This is a genomic window from Fibrobacter sp. HC4, from assembly GCF_023373925.1.
Taxonomy (GTDB): domain Bacteria; phylum Fibrobacterota; class Fibrobacteria; order Fibrobacterales; family Fibrobacteraceae; genus Fibrobacter.
Genome location: NZ_JALCZV010000003.1, coordinates 76,417 through 90,974 on the forward strand (window position 1 = coordinate 76,417; position 14,558 = coordinate 90,974).

The 14,558-nt window shown below is 48.8% G+C and carries 13 protein-coding genes; 7 read left to right on the forward strand and 6 right to left on the reverse strand.

Annotation, left to right across the window (positions count from 1 at the left end; all coding sequences use genetic code 11):
* Positions 1-11 precede the first annotated feature (11 nt).
* A complete protein-coding gene (locus MMG03_RS02690) occupies positions 12-506 on the reverse strand; it encodes a hypothetical protein (RefSeq protein WP_249505577.1) in 495 nt (164 codons plus the stop codon).
* Between the two features lie 71 nt (positions 507-577).
* On the opposite strand from MMG03_RS02690, the gene MMG03_RS02695 reads away from it, so the two are divergent.
* The 4 genes from MMG03_RS02695 to MMG03_RS02710 are packed head-to-tail and all read left to right on the forward strand — an operon-like array spanning position 578 to position 5,101.
* Positions 578-2,059, forward strand: coding sequence for a polysaccharide biosynthesis C-terminal domain-containing protein (locus MMG03_RS02695; RefSeq protein WP_073282969.1), 1,482 nt, complete (start codon positions 578-580; stop codon positions 2,057-2,059).
* A 30-nt stretch (positions 2,060-2,089) separates the two neighbouring features.
* Positions 2,090-2,920 (forward strand): glycosyltransferase family 32 protein, encoded by an 831-nt coding sequence (locus MMG03_RS02700; protein WP_073156019.1) that lies wholly within the window; start codon positions 2,090-2,092, stop codon positions 2,918-2,920.
* A gap of 4 nt (positions 2,921-2,924) precedes the next feature.
* Positions 2,925-3,935 carry a hypothetical protein gene (locus tag MMG03_RS02705; protein WP_073234104.1) on the forward strand — a complete coding sequence of 337 codons (1,011 nt, stop codon included), beginning with the start codon at positions 2,925-2,927 and terminating at the stop codon, positions 3,933-3,935.
* Complete coding sequence (locus MMG03_RS02710) at positions 3,932-5,101, forward strand: glycosyltransferase (protein WP_073156025.1); 1,170 nt, start codon at positions 3,932-3,934, stop codon at positions 5,099-5,101. Before MMG03_RS02705 ends, MMG03_RS02710 begins: the two co-directional genes overlap by 4 nt.
* A 75-nt stretch (positions 5,102-5,176) precedes the next feature.
* Here MMG03_RS02710 and MMG03_RS02715 read toward each other — a convergent pair whose 3' ends face one another.
* Genes MMG03_RS02715 through MMG03_RS02735 form a run of 5 tightly spaced genes read right to left on the reverse strand, consistent with a single transcriptional unit; the run spans position 5,177 to position 12,481 of the window.
* Positions 5,177-7,123 carry an LTA synthase family protein gene (locus MMG03_RS02715; RefSeq protein ID WP_249505578.1) on the reverse strand — a complete coding sequence of 649 codons (1,947 nt, stop codon included), beginning with the start codon at positions 7,121-7,123 and terminating at the stop codon, positions 5,177-5,179.
* The gene (locus MMG03_RS02720; RefSeq protein ID WP_249505579.1) at positions 7,113-9,071 is read right to left on the reverse strand and encodes an LTA synthase family protein; all 1,959 of its coding nucleotides are present in this window, start codon (positions 9,069-9,071) and stop codon (positions 7,113-7,115) included. Before MMG03_RS02720 ends, MMG03_RS02715 begins: the two co-directional genes overlap by 11 nt.
* A 10-nt stretch (positions 9,072-9,081) precedes the next feature.
* On the reverse strand, positions 9,082-9,399 hold the full coding sequence (locus MMG03_RS02725; protein ID WP_073156029.1) for a Dabb family protein: 318 nt from the start codon (positions 9,397-9,399) through the stop codon (positions 9,082-9,084).
* A 14-nt stretch (positions 9,400-9,413) separates the two neighbouring features.
* Entirely contained in the window at positions 9,414-10,598 is a 1,185-nt protein-coding gene (locus MMG03_RS16030; RefSeq protein WP_073156031.1) for a glycosyltransferase, read from the reverse strand.
* A complete protein-coding gene (locus tag MMG03_RS02735; RefSeq protein ID WP_249505580.1) occupies positions 10,586-12,481 on the reverse strand; it encodes a CHC2 zinc finger domain-containing protein in 1,896 nt (631 codons plus the stop codon). The genes MMG03_RS16030 and MMG03_RS02735 overlap by 13 nt, the downstream gene beginning before the upstream one ends.
* A gap of 54 nt (positions 12,482-12,535) precedes the next feature.
* Between MMG03_RS02735 and ruvC the strand changes: the two genes are divergently transcribed.
* Genes ruvC through mpaA form a run of 3 tightly spaced genes read left to right on the forward strand, consistent with a single transcriptional unit; the run spans position 12,536 to position 14,524 of the window.
* Complete coding sequence (ruvC, locus tag MMG03_RS02740; protein WP_073156036.1) at positions 12,536-13,123, forward strand: crossover junction endodeoxyribonuclease RuvC; 588 nt, start codon at positions 12,536-12,538, stop codon at positions 13,121-13,123.
* Entirely contained in the window at positions 13,120-13,806 is a 687-nt protein-coding gene (locus tag MMG03_RS02745) for a M15 family metallopeptidase (protein WP_088665553.1), read from the forward strand. The genes ruvC and MMG03_RS02745 overlap by 4 nt, the downstream gene beginning before the upstream one ends.
* A 4-nt stretch (positions 13,807-13,810) precedes the next feature.
* Positions 13,811-14,524 (forward strand): murein tripeptide amidase MpaA, encoded by a 714-nt coding sequence (mpaA, locus tag MMG03_RS02750; protein WP_249505581.1) that lies wholly within the window; start codon positions 13,811-13,813, stop codon positions 14,522-14,524.
* Positions 14,525-14,558 lie beyond the last annotated feature (34 nt).

The window sequence follows — 14,558 nt, forward strand, 5'->3', positions numbered from 1 at the left end:
GATCTTCGGTATTAACCGGCGGTAGAGGATTGATTTAGTGCGCTGAAACTCTGGGTCTGCTTCTTGGCGACGATGGCTGCCTTGATGCTGATGGCTTCCTTGCGGCTAGCAACAGCATATACAAGGTTAGCCTTGTTTATCAGACTTGAAAAAACTTCTTCGGGACCGCCGATAAAACCCTGGAATTCAAAACTGTCGAAACAGCGGGTCAGACTTCCGTCTGCGACAAACTCATGCTTTGCCGTAAAACCACGGAAGGGACCGTTGCCCAGGCGAATCGTTAACTTGTTGTCGCTGAAGGCACTGATGAGGCCGGTCCAAGTGATTTTCTTGAATCCCACCATCATAGTGTACTTGACCACATCACCCTTTTCCAGAGTCTCGGGAAGGGTATAGTAGATGACGGGAGTGGTACCTACAGCCACTTTCATAGGGGCGCAACTAAGTGTCTCTAGCAGGTTTGCGAGAGAGTATTCTTGCCACGAAGTCTGACTGAATTGTACCATGACCCGTAATGTAGTAAATTTTTTGGCTCCGTTGGGAATTTCTCTTCAAAAAGCTATCTTGTACCTCCGAAATGAATTCTGTACAGACTGATCAAAAATTTTTACGTAAAAGTACCCTTTTTACCTTTGCCGGTTCCGCCTTGAAGGTTGCCGCTCCAGTCCTCACGATTGTGGTGGCACGAGTTTTTGGTAAGGAAATATTCGGAATATATGTTTCTACTCAGCTTTTGATCTTGAGCCTTAGTCGTGTTGCGGTGATTGGCCTTGATAAAGGTATGCTGCGATACATTCCGCAAAACAAGGTTTGCGGTCGTCCGGAGCATGAGGGTATTATTGAATCCTTGTGGCGTACGCTTTTCTTCGCCTTGGTGATTTCTGTGGTCATGTGGGGTGGTGCCGCCTTTGACCTGCAGCGGATTACCACGGGCCTGGCCATGCTTTCGTCGGCAGAAATCTCGCTTTATGTTCTTTCTATCATTCCCTACACGTCCTTGCTTTTGTTTGCTGCTTCATCCGAAGGGAACCGTCGTCCGCAATACAAGATTTTTATCAATGAGTTTGCTGTAACGACTCTCGCTCCTGTTATTGCCCTGGCTTTGCATTTTACCGGATTCCAGGATAAGCTGGCCCTGCCCTTGGGATTCTTTGTTTCTAACCTGTTTGGCGTTATAACCTACATCTTCCTGATCAATAGACAGTTTACCCAGATCCGCTGGTTTATCAAGGATAAGATTCCGTCGGAACTTCTGAAGTTTTCTATTCCCCTGGGTGTTACAGAAATTGTCGCTTCCTTCCTTTTGCGCATGGACTTGTGGATGGTGCTGGCCTTGATTGGACCTGAAGCCGCCGGTGTCTATGCGGTGATGGTTACCATTTCTAACGGCCTCAAGACAGTTCGCAGTAGTTATGATCCTATTTTGCAACCTGTGGTCGCGGGAATGTCCAAGGAACGCCTTGACACGGACTTAAAGCCGGTGTTTTCCTATTGCGTTTCCATGGTGACCTTGATCCAGTTGACCATTGGCTTTTTCATTGTGCTGTTCCCCGAGCAGACCATGATGATTGCAGGAAAGTCTTTTGTGACCGACGAAAACCCGGTTGCCGTACTTGGCATCCTGATTATCGGTAACTTGATAAATGGTTTCTTTGGCCTTACCGGATCTGTAATCAACGCCTTGGGCAAGAGCCGTTTTATGCTCTTCATGAATATGGTTTCCCTGGTGTTTGCCACGATCATGAACCGTATGTGTATTCCCATTTTTGGCATTGCTGGCGCCGCCATTTCTTCTATGGCCTATCAAATTCTGCAGAATGTCTGGATGTGTCTGTACCTGCGCAAAATGGGATATTGGCCCTTTAGGCTGAACCTGTTGATTCAGATTGCCTGGATCCTGCTCCTGATTATTTCTTACGTTGTCTTGAATACGGTCTGGGCTCCTTCCCTTTGGATAAAGGCCGCCATTTATGTAGGCATCATTCTTTTGATTGTGTTGACCTTCTTTAAACAGGGTCTTGCTGGCGAAATGGGGTCTCGTAAGAAAAAGAAATCTTAGTCCACCTCGTGAATTAGGTATATTGTTGATATGATTCCGAAAAAGATACATTACATTTGGCTTTCTAACGATCCGCTGCCTCCTCTTGCAAAACTTTGCCTTGATAGCTGGAAGCGCCGTTGTCCCGATTATGAAATCATCCATTGGGATATGGCTCGTTGCCAAAAGATTATTGATACGGTTCCTTTTGTTCGCGAAGCGGTTAGCATGTCTAAGTGGGCTTTCGCAAGTGACTACATTCGACTTTATGCGGTTTATACAGAAGGTGGCGTGTATCTGGATAGTGACGTTTTTGTCTACCAGAGCTTTGATGAATTTTTAAGTAACGGCTACTTTACCAATATTGAATTTACGTCTCATTTTAAGAGAAATAAGTCTTGGAAGATGCTGAACGAAGATGGCACGAAAAAGGATCCCAACAAGATTCCCCTTCCGGGACTTGCCTTGCAGGCTGCCATTTTTGGTGCCGAGGCCAATCATCCCTTCTTGAAGAAGGCCATGGCTTACTATGAACGAGAAAAGTTCATCTTGCCTAACGGAAAGCTGAACATCGAAAATATTGCACCTTATGTGTATGCCCATACGGCGCAGGATTTCGGTTTTGTGTACAAGGATAAGTTGCAGCAGCTTGAAAATAACATGATGATTTTGCCCAGCAAGGTCTTCTTGCCCAGCTGCGATGAAACGAATTTTAAACCGTATGCGATTCATGTAACCAGTGGTAGCTGGAGACCTTTCACTCATCGTATCGTGCGATTCTTTAGACGTTTGCCGATTATTATTTGCAAGATCGGTAAAAAGAATAAGTCTCTCGAAGAAACCCTGAATGATTACGAATCTAAGAGCCTGATCAAGTATTAAGTCTATGACAAAGTATCTTTTTGTTTTGACCAGTTCCGAGAAGGATTTCTTCTGCGAACAGACTTTGGTGGCCATTGCATCTTTGCGTGTTCACAACCCGGGAGCATTTGTTACGCTTCTGACTGACGACAGAACTGCAGCGACTCTCGTTGGCCCCCGAGCCGCCCTGAAAGAGGCTGTAGACGAACTGGTGGCTCTGGAAATCGATGAAAAATTTACTCCCATGATGCGTTCCCGTTATCTGAAGACGGTGATGCGTAACGTGGTGGATGGCGATTTCCTCTATATGGATTCTGACATCGCCATTGTGGGCGACCTTTCCATTCCTGATGAATGGCGCGGCGGAATTTATGCGGTGCTTGACTTCCACACCAATTTGCATAAGGCCATTAATCGCAAGAAGATTCTGAACAATGCCAAGATGCTGGGATTCTCTCCGATTCTGAACGATGAGATTTTCAACGGTGGCGTCATGTTTGCCAGCGATACGCCCGAGGCTCGAGCCTTCTTTGAAAAGTGGCATGAACTGTGGCTGTATTGCCTGACCAAGAACTTCCCCTATGACATGGCCTCTCTGGCCGAAGCCAACTTCAAGTTCAATTATGTCACCAAGAAAATGCCGGGTGAATGGAACTGCCAGATGGCTTATGCCCGCGATTACATTCCCACAGGAAAGGTGTTCCACTTTTTCGGATCTCGCATTATCAACACCTGTGGCCGTAAGGTTCCCGATAGCATGGACCTGTTCCTGCCCAAGATCCTGCGCAAGAACTTCTACACCGACCTGAAGAATATTCCCGTGAAGGTCAATGCCGACAAGAGCATTACCATCAACGAATATTACGATGACGTCATTGCCCATGCCAAGGATGCTTTCCTCTATCAGACAAAGCATGCCGGTAAATTGGGTGCCGATATTATCCGTTCCTACGCATTTGCCAAGTCTTTGGGTTTTGTGTACAAGAAGATGCCTTTTGTCTTGCCGTTGCTTTCCTTGATTGGTAAGATCCTATGAGTCTGCTTTTCAATCTGGAAGCGGTTCAGCCCATTCACAGCGCCAAGTTTCATGGCGGGGGCTCCTATGGCGAAGTGATTTTCTGGGCCATGGTGAATCGAGGTGCAAAATTCAGCTGTATTTATGACAGCCGTAAATACCTGTCTCCCGATATCCTTGCCGCCTGCGAATCTAATGGCGTTCCGCTTTATGATCTGAGCGTCAGCTCTCCTCAGCAGATTATCGACGAAAATAACATTACTGATTTTTACACTCCGCTCTATTCTCTGAGTCCGAAGTGGCAGGTGAATGTTAAACGTTTTGTGTTTACCTGGCACGGCGTTCGTGCATTGGAAATGCCTTACGAATGTCAGGGTGTCGCCTTTGCCAAGAAGTTGTCCCAGAAGGTAGAGGCCCTTTTCCGCTACCGTGAATGGTGGAAAAAGTACTACTATAAGCCTAAATATCAGGCCCTAGCTAAATGCATTGCCGAAGGCGGTGTCGATACCATAACCGTCAGCGAACACAGTCGTGCGTCTATCAAGTCCTTCTTCCCGGAACTGCTCCATAAGGAAATTCCCGTATTCTACAGCCCCATGACCGAATACGAACCGGAAGGATTCCTGCCGCCGAATGTTTTGCCCAAGAAGTATTTCTTGCTTACTAGTGGTGCCCGCTGGGAAAAGAATAACTTGCGTTCCGTAAAGGCTTTCGACCAGCTGGTTTCCATGATGGAATCGCAAGGGGAAGCTTTTGATTTCAAGCTTGTCATTACTGGAGCGACCAATCCTAAAGTCTATCTGAAAAATGTCAGGCACAAGGATCGCCTGGTTCTCCTGGGTTACGTGGAATCCAAGGAACTGGAATTTTTACACAAGAATGCCTACGCCTTTATATTCCCCAGTTTGAACGAAGGCTTTGGCTATCCTCCCATGCAGTCTATGCGTTACGGCGTGCCTGTGGCAGCCAGCGGTTCTACGTCCATTCCCGAAATTTGCGACAATGCGGCTCTCTATTTCGATCCTTATTCTGTGAGCGAAATGAAAAACCGCATGATCCAACTTTTGGACGGATCCATTTACGGCCTTTATGCGGAGCGTGCCCTGAAGCGTTATGCCGAGGTGAGCAAACGTCAGAAAGATGATTTGCAAAAGGCTGTTTCCTGGATTTTGAAGTCAGAAACGTAAACCGCATACGGTAAAAAAGAACATAAAAAAGGAGCGCCCTAGGGCGCTCCCTTTACGTTTTATTTTCTGTATGCTTTATTCCTTGGGCTGCATCGTATCGTTGCGCAGCAGAGAACGTAAAACCTTGCTGGCTCCCACAGCTTTTGTTTTCCAGGCCAAATCGTTTTTGTCGGTGGTTTGTGCAAAGTGTTCCTTTTCGCCGCGATAAACTTCTTCGTTATCTAGGCCGCCCATAATCACATGGTCCCGGAATCCCAGATAGTAGGAGTTCTGGGAGAAGAACATAGACGGTTGATTTGCGGGGCGTTCCTGGGCCAGCAAATCGTAACCCCAGTAGTGGTTGGGCTTGCGAACTTGGGCCAAGTCCATAATGGTGGGGCCTACGTCATGTTGCGAGGCTACGTCTTCGCGAACGTTCAGACCCTGTACTAAGTTTGTGTCGGCAGAGAAAATTCCCATGAAAATTCGCGTGGTGGCAACGCCCAGAGGCTGGGGAACAGCGTAGTCAATGGAGTCCACCGGTGTGTCGTGGTCACCAAGAATGATTACGACGGTGTTTTCGTAATCCTCACGAGTTGCAAGCTTTTCAAAGAAACGTCCCAATTGCTGGTCGGTGTATCGCAAGGCGTTGCGGTAACGCTCCATGGCATCGTCAGGCTTCGGGGCGAATTCATCCGGGTAGCCAAAGAAGGGGATGTGGGTGGCGATGGTATTGAATGTCAGCAGCCAACGGGAATCTGTAGGAAGGCTGTCTAGAACTTCAATGGCCTTGTCTACGCCGAGGCTGTCTGTTGTTCCTGGAATTTTCGTGTCTTCGGGGAGTCTCCAGTTGTCGCCGAAGAATTTTTCTACAAAGGGTAGCGTGTGGTCAAAAACAGGGTTCGATACGGTGACGTAGTATCGGGTGTAGTTTTCCAGCAGTTCCGGGAATCCGGTAAAATGGTTTGAAGCGTAGAAACTGGGCAAGTCGCGGTTGGGGTGGGAGGGGAATCCCAGATAGGTTGCCATAGTTCCGCGAACGGTTGGGTAGCCGCCGCTAAAGGCGTTCTTGAACCAGAAACTACCGCGATTGGCGAGATCCCAGAGGCTTGGGGCGAGTGTTGTATCCCCTTCTAACATCTGGTTGATGATGCGGCCCTTGAAGGATTCGCCGAATATGAAAACGATGTTGTAGGGGTGCTGGGCCTTGTAGGCGTGGGCTGGCGTCTTTCTATAGCCGGGGAATTCTGCATCTTGACGTGACTTGCAGAAATCTGCCGGCAAAAAGGAGTCCAGGTTATCGATGAGTTCGTCTGTAATGCTGTAGTTGTCGCGGACGAATTCAAAGGTTTCCACGGCGGCAATGTGAAGGATTGGTGCTGTTAATGTATGCTTGCCTAAGGTAAAGCGGATGTCCACCTTTGTATTGATGACGGGAATCGTGTATTCGCCGCGAGCCCCAGTCAGGAACAAGATGAGCGGTATAATCGAAAGAATCAGACCTGATGTAAGGAAACTGATAGGAAGTTTTTTTGTAAAACTGTATTCGACTAGCGTTCCCTGCTTCTTGGATTTCTTTCTTTTTAATGTTTCGTATATACAGTATGCGGTACCGCCCAGCACAATCAATAATAACAGACCTACCCACAGGATGGTTCCTTTTAGGTCGCCACCCAAGGTTGTGATTGTAGTTTCGTCAACGATGTTGGACAGGTGAAAATAAGTACGTATAAAGGAATAGGAAAGTCGCTGGTGTGAAAATCTGAAAACCTCGTAGTCGGCAATGGCTATGAAGAAATAGAACACGTAAAAGATCACCATTGCCCGGGGTTTCTTCAGGAAGGTGAAAATGGATGACATTACGAGAACGGCGCCAAATGCCATGCAGATCTGCCAAATGGTGCGACCCGAAAACATTTCCGAAAGGGAGAGTCCCAGCGGGTCGGGTAGGCTATAGAAAAGTACCAGCATGTAGCTCTGGATTACAAGAGCTATGGCTGTTATAATGACAAAGGGATTCAGTTTTTTCAAGTTAAATTCCATGTTCCAGAGAGTAGTCAGAAATTGTAATCAGGGAGTCCAGCATGGCTTTCAGTTTCGAAGTCGTCTGCGCTTCGGAATCGGCCAGGTTCTTTTCTTGATGGGTATCGCCTTCTGCAAAAAGGCCCTGTACGTCACCGGTGCCCAGGGGCAGTTTTTCGATAAGTCTGCGATTTTCGTAACCGACTGCAGCGACTCCTGCGTAGGCTCCAAGAGAAAGTCCGTCGCCGTAACCGCGAAGCAAGTTGTGTCCCATGAAAATATTTGGCGTTGCAATACCTGCCAATTCAAGAATGGTGGGGGCAATATCCATTTGTGCTGTCGTTGCCGTGTCTCTTGCCGGTTCGATGCCCTTGCCGTAAATGAGGAACGGAATCCAGGTGGCGTTAGAATAGGCTCCGCCATTCATTGTAGAAACTCCGTTTTCGCCTAGGGGGAATCCATGGTCTGCCATGATGATGACATAGGTGTTTTCGAACCAGGGTTGCTTTTCTACGGCACGCATAAAATGGGACAGCTGACGGTCGGCGTAGTTCATGGTGACGTTGATGCGCTCGGTTAGAGGCAGCTGCTTTTGTTCATCCGTCATACCCGCTGCAAAATTGAAGGGGTAGTGGTTGGATCGAGTCATCAATGTGGCCAGGAAGGGCTTCCCTTGTTTTGAAAGTGTGTCCAGAACGTATTCCGTGGCGTGATCAAAGAAGGTGGAGTCGTCTTCGCGGTTTCTGTCGTAATGCTGTGCTGTGTACCACTTAGACATCCATACGCCCAGATTATCCCAGGCCGGGTCGGCTGCCGAGAAATAATGGGTTGCGTATCCGGAATCCGTCAGGGTCGAGGCGAAGCTAGGCAAGGTGATGTGTGCCAGATCTGTTGCCTGTGCTAGCGTTGAATGGTGGGGAATGCCGATGTGGGTTGTCAGTACGCCACCTGTCGTGGGAAGCCCGCTAGTGTGCATTCTTTCCCAAATGCGGGAGTGCTGTGCCAGGGAATCGTAATAGGGGGTAGGGGATGTTTTTCCCTGGTTCAGGAAACCGGTATTCCAACCACGGTGAGATTCCATAAAGACCAAGATGAAGTTTGGCTTTTGGGCTCGCTGGGATTGCAACTTTTCACTTTGTAGAAGTTCGTTAGAAGGGGTGCGGTAAAGGGGATTGCCCTTTTCGTCATTTGTGAAATTCCAGAGGGAATCGCCTTCTACCTGTGTCCATAAATTTTGATAGAACCTGCTGTAGGCCTTGATGTCATTGTACGTCAAACCTTGATGATGGTCCGAAACGATTTCGTTATAAATTAAGGTTGCAACGGGGCGAAGTTTTGTCATGCGGGCGTTTCCTGTCCATATGACATTGATGAACAGGGAGGACATAATAAAGAATATCACCATTCCGATGGAAATGCCCTTTACCTTTTGTTCTGCCTTACGGCCTAGTATTTTGTAGATGACAAAAATGAATGGGATGATGGCGAAGGGGAGAATGAATTGCAAAAAGGGAATGGAATAGTCGTTGGCGACATAGTCCCAGAGCATGACCAGCGAAGATGTGTCCTTGTAGGTATTTGCGATGCCGAAAGTCAGGTGGCATCCAAGGAATCGTTGAACTTCGTTATCAAATAATGTCAGGTCAAAAAGCAGGTACTGTAAAACTGCGTAGATAACTAGCAGAACGTTTGAAAAATTCTTTTGAGGCTTGATCGCCTTTAGGATTCCTGCAATAACAAGGAATATGACAAGGGCTTTGGAAATCCAGATAAAGTCCAGACAAACGGCATGGAAAATGTACCAGTCAGGCTTGCTAACAAAAGGGAATCCGTAGGGGTTACTTCTAAACAGAAGTAAAACGCGTAGAATGATGTGAGCCACCCAAAAAGCCAGAGACAGGAATACGAGATTCCTGTGACTCTGGATATGGCTCTTTATCTTATTCAGTAAAGAAATGATAATTGCCATTTTTTATGAATTAATATTCGAAATCGACAGCGCGGCGTTCTACAACAACCTTCTTCACAAAGCCTACGATAGCCTGGTGATCCGGATGACCCTGGTAGAAGTCCAGAGCTTCCTTGGTGCGGAAGGTGGTATCCAGTGCGATATCGTATTCAATGTCGCCGTTGCCCAGTTCGCTCTTGTTGAAGTTCAAACCGGATTCGATGCTGACGAGACCGGGAATCTTACCTTCAAGGGCGTGGAAGGCGGCAACAAGCTTTTCGCCGTTTTCCTTAGCGGTTGCACCTTCAGCTTCGGCCTTCAACTTCCACCAAACGATATGTCTGATCATGTTATTTCCTTTTTTTAGTTGTTCTTATTTGTTGAAATTTCTTTATACAGGTCCAGCTGACGTTTAAAGCAATCGTTCCAGCTGAATTTTTCTGCGTACTGACGGGCCTTGAGTTTCTTGTCTGTCAGGTCAGACTTGTAAAGTTTGATAATCGCCTGGGCCAGCGCGTGAGGCGTTCTTTCTTCAAGAATGATTCCCGCTCCGGATTCCTTTACGTGCTCGCAAGCGGCTCCTGTAGCGGCTCCAATCTGGGCGTTCCCGCTGGCCATACTTTCAAGAATCGAGAGACCGAAGGTTTCCCAGCCAGAAAGGGCTAGGCCTAAATCAACGCTTGCATAATGGCGGGCCATTTCGTCGATAGACTTGATAAATCCCACGTAACGGATATGGGGGTGGGTCTTGACAGCTTCCTGCACCTGCGGCAAGTAGGGCCCTGTTCCTGCGAGGATCAATTCCGGTTCCACACCAAGTTCTGCGGTCAATTCGTCATAGGCACCAAGTAAAAGTTCGATTCCCTTTTCTTCGCAAAAACGGTGTGGGAAGAATATGGTCAGACGATCGGAATTGCCGCCTTTAAAATCGGCAGCTAACGTAGCGTCATGCTTCTCGGGAGAGAACATCCGGATGTCGCAACCAAGAGGAACCCAATAGGGGTGCGGCAGATGGTTTCGTTCCAGTCGTTCCATTACTTCCTTGCAAGAAACTTCTACTGCGTCAAAGCGTGTGAATTCGCGGCGGGCGTACCAGAAGGCAATCTTTTCTGCAACGGAACCTAAAGCCTTGCCCAGTTTATTTGCGACGGGGCGGCCCACATAGGTAACGGGGAAGTCCGCGTGCCAGAAACTGAGAAGGGCTGCCTTGGGGCAAATCTTTTTTGCGGCGTGGCGAACGACGGTGGGCAGTATGTAGGGGCTGCCAACTTCGATGACCTGGGGCATGTACTTCTTGAGTACGGGCTGAATCTGGCTCTGTCTCCACATGAAGCGGTATTCCCAGTTGCCTGGGAATCTATAGGCTTCCACATGTTCGATAATCAGACTGTCGCTAACCTGTTCTGTATACGTTTTCCCATCGGGCATCACAAACACCAGAAGAACATCTTTCTGCTGCTTGTAGAATTCCATCTTCTGCAGATGGTAACGACGAACGCCGCCTCCCGAGGGACTCCAAAAGTTGTTGAAGTCGACTACAGTAAACACGGTTCCTCTTCCATACGGTTAGAAAGAGGGTCTATGTGCAGGTTGCCCTGATATAGCTTGTTGTTTCCGAGACGCTTGGAATCCACACTCAGTACCATGTCTGCACCCTTCTCTTCCAGCCAGTAGGTCGCATCGGAATCGCGGAGGTATGCGCGAGGGCCAACCAGTTCGCCATCGGAATCAATCAGCTCGCCGCCAAGGAACATGGGAATGTCCAATGTCTTGTACAGGTCCAGAATGACGGAGGAACGTCTCTGGTAAATATCCGACAGGTCCATATGGGTAGAAACCTTCAGGTGATCGATGCCGTCGATGATGACTACCAGGTTCGGGTGTTCCTTTACTTCGTCCTTAAGGATGTCTGCCAACTCGATGTTGTCGAGGGTAGGCTGGTCTTCCCAGATTTCCAGACGGTTGTTGCGGACGAATCCCATCAAGTCTCGTGTGGCTTCCAGAATCTTCTGGTTAATAGCTTCGTCTTCGTTTTGCTTACGAACGGTAAGGACTGATTCGCCAATCATCATGGCCTCCATGCGGTCAAAAATCTGGCGGCGGGGCGTTTCCAGGGCGATATAAATCAACTTCAAGTTGGGGTTGCTCTGGAGCAGGTCTAGACCGATGCTGGAAAGCAGGGTGGTCTTCAAACCGAAGGGCTTAGAAGAAACGTAGAAGCAACCGGACTGGATACCGTCGATTTCTCTCGTCAGCTTGGGGAAGGTATTCAGCGTGTAGCCGACGGAGACTTCCGGCGGGCAACCCATGGCAGTATCAAAGTTTTCCTTGATGTCCTGCAGGAGCATGGAACGACGGTGGGTATGGACCGTATCTTCTTCAGTCTGGTCCACAAGAGAGATGAGCTGGTCGGCACCGTTCTTGCGTACCACCTGGTCTACAGTTTCGCCTGCAGGAAGGACGATGGACTTGAACTTCAAATTCAGTTCTTCGGCCATCTTCAGATACTTTTGAATTCGGAATTCCTGTTCGCGACGGTCTTGCTCACGACGGAGGATAACCGTAACGGCATCCGCACCACAAGCCTTCAACTTATAGAGGTGGCTTAGGCTCAGTTCCTGGTACATGGTGGACACGACGCCCGGAATGCCGGCCAAGTCTGCAGTCAGCGCGTCAAAGAATCCTTCGACAATGACGGGCTTAGAAATTTCCGACTGGATGTTGAAAGGAATGTCGCTGGGACCCGAGGCGTAGGACACATACGGGTGAGTAGCCTCTGCATCATCAATCAAACGGCCATAAACAGAATGGATCAGACCCTTGGAGTTGCGGGCCGGGATCGTGATGCGGGGTTCGTGGTAGGCTTCCAGATTGTCCAGGTAGAAACTAATCTGGTGTCTTTCGATACCGGAGAGCATACAGTAGCTGATGAACGGTTCCGGGTCGCCACTATAGTAACCGATACCATAGAGCTGGGCCTGTCCGATACTCCAGCCGCGGGAAGCTAAAAATTCTGCAGAAGAGGGACTCTTGCAAGCGGCCCAGTGACAGTATCGAACGAAATTTTCCAGAACCTTGGATTTCTCGCCACCGATTTCCTTGATCCATGGGTGTTCATCAGGCTGGGTTTCGTGTTCCTGTTCCAACGTACCTAAAAAGTCTAGCGCTTCAGTTCTGGCGGCCTGCTCATCCAAACCGTTAAAGCGGCTGCGCATTACAAATTCAACAAGGTCTCCTTCGCTACCGCATTGCAGGCAACGATAACGCCAATAACCCAAGGCATCGTAAAAGAACAGGGATGTCTCTTCCGGAGAATGGAAGGGGCAACAGGCGATAAGGTTCCTGCCCCAACGAGACAGGGGAATTCCTAGCTGGCGGGGATGAGTTTTCGCCCGCATAATCATACCCATGCGTTCTTGATCGATAAGCATTGTATACCTCTTACTTTCTAGAAAGACAATCTAGATTTTTTTAACTTTCAAGACATGATTATCCTTGGGATTGACCCCGGTTCTATCACTACCGGCTATGCTTTTTTAGATTCAGACGGCAAAAACTTGAAAGTTCTGGAATATGGAGTGCTTCATGCGCCTGCAGACCACGAACTAGAAGACCGCCTTTTGCATATTGTCTCTAAACTGGAAGTTCTTCTAGACAAATATCGCCCCGATGCGTTGAGCATGGAAGGCGTATTCTTTGCGAAAAATGCCCGCAGCGCCCTTGTCCTCGGCCACATCCGTGGCGCAATTTTGGTGGCCTGCCGCAAGCGTGGACTTTCCTACAGTGAATACCCGCCCAAGGTGGTTAAACAGGCCGTTACCGGAGATGGAAGTGCCGCAAAGGAACAGGTCGCAAACATGATTTTTGCCCGCCTGGGAATCTCTGGAAGTGACCTTCCCCTGGATGCGTCCGATGCCCTGGCCATTGCCTGGACCCACGCCAATCCGAGCCCCATGTCTACGGCGATCCTGAGTGCCGGCGGCAAGAAGAAATCCCTGACCAGCCGAAAGAAAAAGGCGACTACCAAACAGTGGATGGACCTGATTGAGAAAATGGGAGGCACGATCCAATGAGTTGTAAAAATGAAAATTTAATTTGTTATGGATTACGTGAGGCCGGTTCGTCTGACTTTATAGAAATGGAAGGATACGTGATGGATAAGAACGTCCTTCCCGCTTACAATAAATTAAAAGAAACTCTGGCGAAGGAAGGCTTTTTACTCCGGTTGGAATCCGCATACCGCCCCTTTGAACGTCAGCTCAGCATTTGGAACCGCAAGGCCTCTGGCGAATTAAAGCTGTTAGACGCCAACGGAATCCCCATGGAACGCCCCCAGGATGAAGAACAGCTGATGTATGCCATCTTGACCTGGTCCGCCCTGCCGGGCGCCAGCCGCCATCACCTAGGCACCGACCTGGACGTTGTCGACGGTAACGCCTGCCCGCCAGGTTATGAAGTGGAGCTGACTCCTGCAGAATGTAACGGGATGTTCGCCCCCTTCCATAAACGTCTGACGGAATTGATGGACTCCGAGGAATCCGCCGGCTTCCAGCGGGTTTTCGTTCCCGGCCGCGGCAAGATTCAGCCCGAAATGTGGCATATCGCCCATTTGCCCACATCCAGACGCTACCTTGAAAATTTCTCCCTAGACCGCCTCAAGCAAATCTACGAGAAGACAGAAATCGCCTGCAAGTCCGCTCTTTTAGATAATCTGGATAAGCTGGCGCAAGAATATATCTACCCCTATTTTGTGTAGTGCTATGAATCTGGATGAACGGACTCGCGGTTTTTTCAGGCTACCGCTGGAAACCTACGGCAAATCAGTTCTGGGGACGGATCTTCGATATGTCCCTTGCAAAGGCAAATGCGAACTGCTTGTCATTGCGGGAATTCACGGTGAAGAACCTGAAACGACTTTTTTGCTCAGTCGTGTTTTGCGCTTGATAAGTGCGCCCCTGGAACGCGCCGCCTTTGTCCTCTGTGCCAATCCCGATGGCATGACCTTGGGCACCCGAGGGAATTATAACGGCGTGGACCTGAATCGAAACTTTCCCGTATCCGTAAAGCCGGAAGGCTATGTCTATTCCCGTTCCGTGCTGGAGGCTCCCCGAGATACGCTTTTACGTTCTTGCAGTGCGGATGGATTTCACGTAGAACCTGAAGTCCTTGGCTTGCTGGATCTGCTAGAAAAGCTGAAACCGGAAGAAATCCTTTCGATGCATGCGCCCATTGGCTGCGTCGATGCACCTGAGCGCACTTCTCTGGTTGAAGGTCTGTGCAACGTTTTTAACCTTCCCTGGATGCCCGATATTGGCTATCCCACTCCCGGCAGCCTAGGAACCTGGTGCAAAGAAAATATGGCGTCTGGCGGCCCGAAACAATGCGTTACGCTGGAGTTGCCTAGAATGTCCCTGGAGGGACTTTTTGACCGGTTTGGAACGTCCCTTGCCGAATTTTTGGAAAGCAAATATTAAAAGTTAGATTGAAAAAAAACTGCGAGTCATGGAC